Source organism: Bacillus sp. LK2 (genome assembly GCF_001043575.1).
Classification (GTDB): Bacteria; Bacillota; Bacilli; order Bacillales; family Bacillaceae_G; genus Bacillus_A; species Bacillus_A paramycoides.
The window spans coordinates 1-3,817 of the sequence record NZ_LDUK01000079.1; the positions used below are offsets into that span (position 1 = coordinate 1).

4 protein-coding genes and 1 pseudogene are annotated in these 3,817 nt (G+C 29.1%); 2 read left to right on the top strand and 3 right to left on the bottom strand.

All coding sequences use genetic code 11. The features are described from left to right. Positions 1 to 172: 172 nt before the first annotated feature. From VK90_RS26710 to VK90_RS26720, 3 genes are all read right to left on the bottom strand, one after another. Complete coding sequence (locus VK90_RS26710; RefSeq protein ID WP_025151394.1) at positions 173 to 523, bottom strand: DUF4064 domain-containing protein; 351 nt, start codon at positions 521 to 523, stop codon at positions 173 to 175. A gap of 78 nt (positions 524 to 601) precedes the next feature. Further along, on the bottom strand, positions 602 to 937 hold the full coding sequence (locus VK90_RS26715) for a DUF4064 domain-containing protein (protein WP_048376563.1): 336 nt from the start codon (positions 935 to 937) through the stop codon (positions 602 to 604). 483 nt (positions 938 to 1,420) lie between these two features. Further along, positions 1,421 to 1,822, bottom strand: a complete 402-nt coding sequence (locus VK90_RS26720; RefSeq protein ID WP_048376565.1) for a PH domain-containing protein — start codon at positions 1,820 to 1,822, stop codon at positions 1,421 to 1,423. Between the two features lie 245 nt (positions 1,823 to 2,067). On the opposite strand from VK90_RS26720, the pseudogene VK90_RS29625 reads away from it, so the two are divergent. Further along, positions 2,068 to 2,172 (top strand): annotated as a pseudogene (locus VK90_RS29625) (DDE-type integrase/transposase/recombinase); the annotation flags it as partial. 957 nt (positions 2,173 to 3,129) lie between these two features. Beyond that, positions 3,130 to 3,817 (top strand): ParA family protein (locus tag VK90_RS26725; RefSeq protein ID WP_048376567.1); only part of this gene is annotated, 688 nt, incomplete at its 3' end.

Below are 3,817 nucleotides of genomic sequence, written 5' to 3' on the forward strand. Positions count from 1 at the left end.
ATTTCTATAATTAGATATTTCCCTATATCCCTGCCTATGCTGTCGGAAATGGAGGTATAGGGGGGAGACTTTGAAAAATTACTGGCGTAATATACATTACTGATTCGTAAACGTAAAATAACTCCAAAATCAACTTTTATTGTATATTTTGGAGTTGCTTTACCTTATTGTTTTAATTAGTCTCCTGTTTTAAAGGTCTAAATGCAAATGCACCTGAAATGATTTGTAAAACCACTGGAAGGAATAAAATAAATAAACCTAAAAACAATGAAATTATACTTAATACAATCATGCAAATACCATAAGTTTTATTATTTATTTTATTAACACAACAAGCTAATACTAATAGGCCTATTTGAATAATTAAGGCAATGCTAGAAGTAATGATAATATATTCTTCAATACCTCCAGAACTAGTATTAGAACTTGTGTAAGAAATACAACCAATTACAATAAATAAAGAAAGTAAGAGTCCTAAGATTCCTCCGATTAAGCCGATTACAAATTCTACAGTACGTTTCAAATTACAATACCACCCTTCAAAAATATTATTTAAATTAGCCCTTATATATTTACCATGATTTTGGAATTGCTAAATATTTTATTTAGATTCTTGTTTTAAAGGTCGAAACGCAAATCCACCAGAAATAATTTGAAGAATTACTGGAATAAATAAAAGAAATAATGACATAACCAATGTTACTAATGGACATAATATCATACAAAGTCCGTAGACTATATTGTTAACCTTATTTACTGAACATGCTAAAACTAACAGCCCTATTTGAATAATTAATAAAATAGAGTAATAAGTTACAGCTTTATAATCAATATCACCATCCAAAACAGTAATAGCTATCATCAATATAATAAGAGAACCTATAACTCCCAAAATACCACCAATTAAACCCAGTATAAATTCAGGTGTTCTTTTCATTTCTAATACCTCCCTAACTATTAATATATTATGTATTTAACGTCCATTTATCTATATTATCAAATGTAATTTGGAAAAACTATGCATAAATGTATTGGGTTTAATATTAGATGTAGCTTTGTCTCACAATAAAAACACACTTTTAGATAAACAGATCCACGCGTCTTTCTTATAAACATTGTGACTTTATTTAAAAACAACAATTGAAGCATATTTCGTTACTTAATATATAAAAAAAGGGAGTTATAGTCATTAGCTGTCCTAGTAAATTGTCACAATAAGCTATTTTCATGTAGGTTTCGAATAAAGTTTGATCAAATTAATGCTATTAACCGTGATAAAAGAACGAAAGAAAAAAGCGTGTTTTGAAAAAAAGATTAATCAAAACATGCTCTTATAATATTTAATCGAATTATTCTTTTATAAAAAAGATTGATTTTTTTGTAATCCTTCTTCAAATAAAAACCTATTTGTCTCTTATCTTTAACTATACTTCTTTTCTAATTTTATTAGGTTTTTCTTCTGATTCGATAAGCCTATTGTAAAACTATTTGCTTTAATTACAATATCTCCCCTGTTACCTGTTGAAGTGACGGTTATCTTAGTCCTAAACAAACCTTTCTTAACTTTCACACTTTCTATATCCTTCATGTCTATACACTTTATATTACCAGTGAACTTACCACTCATTGATATTTCTAATACCATAAGTCTTTTATCGGTAAAACATATGATTAAATGCTCAAGGTCTGCCAATGCTCCAAGACCGTATTTAAAATACTCTGATGCTGATGGTGTTACATAGGAGTAAAAATAGTAAAAGTAAGTTTCACCTTCTATTTTTAATTCTTCGAATAAATCGTCTAAGTACTTGTTTGTTAACATCTTAATCCCCCTCTCTTATTGAAGCCTAACCGTTACATTAGAAGTCTTTCATAGGAACACATCTTTTCTATCACAATTATAAACATATCATCTGTAAACTCGCTCTTCTACAATAAACCAATATTTTGATTTAGCTTTTTTATAAACAGTTAATCTTCTTTCAAAACGGTTAAACTTTATTTCAAATTCACATTTCATTTCACAATCTGAATTTTTAACGTTCTAAAAGAGGTCTTTTTCCATGATTGAAAGTCAAAGGTCGATGGATGTACCTATATCGTGCTATTGATTCAAAAGGAAAGACAATCGATTTTCATTGTTATCGGAAAAACGTCAAGACAAAAAACAAAATTACATATTGTTGGAACTAAAAAATATATTTCTTTAAACCCAACACAATTATAAATTCATCTCAAAGATAATAAAGATGAAGTCAGATAAAAAAGGGCGTTTAGCAAACGCTCTATTTTTATTAATAATTCTTCCTTGTAAGCTTGTTGCAAGAAAGAAGGGATTTATAGATTAATTTGTTTTTTATTAAATCCTAATAAATTCACACGCTCATTTTTATTTTGATCTTCAGTTTCAGGCGATAATTTTTTCAGCCAGTAATATAGCCGATGAACCGGTAGATTCTGTTTTTGACACTAGACACCTTTGGATAATCCACTGTTTTTATAGTATTGAATGTAAGTTTCCTATTCTTTCTTTAATAGGTGTCTTTTCATAAAAAAACCTCCACATGTAGTATGTAAGGAGATTATCTCATGGGTTATTTACAAATAGTAGGTGGGAAATATTTGACGCTTACACTGATTCTATTGCATGTACCATATAACACTACTATAATCTTCTTTACAATATAGAAATATCCCTATTTCTATAAGTGGATATTTCTATATATCCTTGCTTTTTCTATCAAAAATATTGAAATAGGTCCTTGCCATCTAGTTAAGCTCATACAACATAGACTATAGGAAAGGTTGTTTCTTTTTTATAACGTCCCAAACAAAAAATTTGTATAGTTCACCTGACGATATCAATTCTCTCGTTTTAGGATATTTGCTTTTCTTAGCTTGATGGGCATGGGATATGGGGATATAAGAACTTTTTCAAAAATGAATGGAGTGGTATAAATGACAGATTCTATTGCATGTACCACATATCACTGCTATAATCTACTATATAACATAGGGAAATATCCCTATTTCTAAAAGTAGATACTTCCCTATTTCTATAATTCTTTTACTAAAATATAGAAGTAGGGATATAGAGGACTTTTTCAAATAATAAATGGAGTGGTATAAATGGCTATTACAATTACTGTTGGGAACTACAAAGGTGGCGTTGGTAAAACCACTAATGCTGTATTAAACTCTTATGAATTCGCAAAAAAGGGGAAACGAACTTTACTCGTTGACCTTGATCCACAGAGTAATGCAACAAAATCCCTTATGTTAACAAAATCTATCCTTAATCCTGACGAACAGGTAACTTTAAATAAAACATTGATGAAAGGGATTCAAGAGGGGAATTTAGATGGATTAGAAGTTGAAATAATGGAAAATTTACATTTAATTCCTTCTTATGTTGATTTTCAAGATTTCGCAAAATTTCTATATAAATCGTGTTCTTCGGAAGAAGAAGAAGATTTCTACTTTAAGGGATTACTTGAGAAAATAAAACATAAATACGATTACATATTTATCGATGTTCCACCTATGTCAATTGAAGTCACAAAAAATGCAGTTGTAGCTTCTGATTATGTTCTTATAACTCTACAAACACAAGAACGTTCTCTTACAGGTGCGGAAAACTACATTAACCAACTAGTAAAATTAAAAGAGCAATATAATCTTGATATTGAAGTTGTAGGTATTCTTCCAGTGCTATTAAAAAATAATGGTAAAGTGGATGAATACATTATGGAAAATGCTCGTGAAATTTTTGGTGAAGAAAACCTATTTAAACATATCGTTCCACAGATGGAACGTA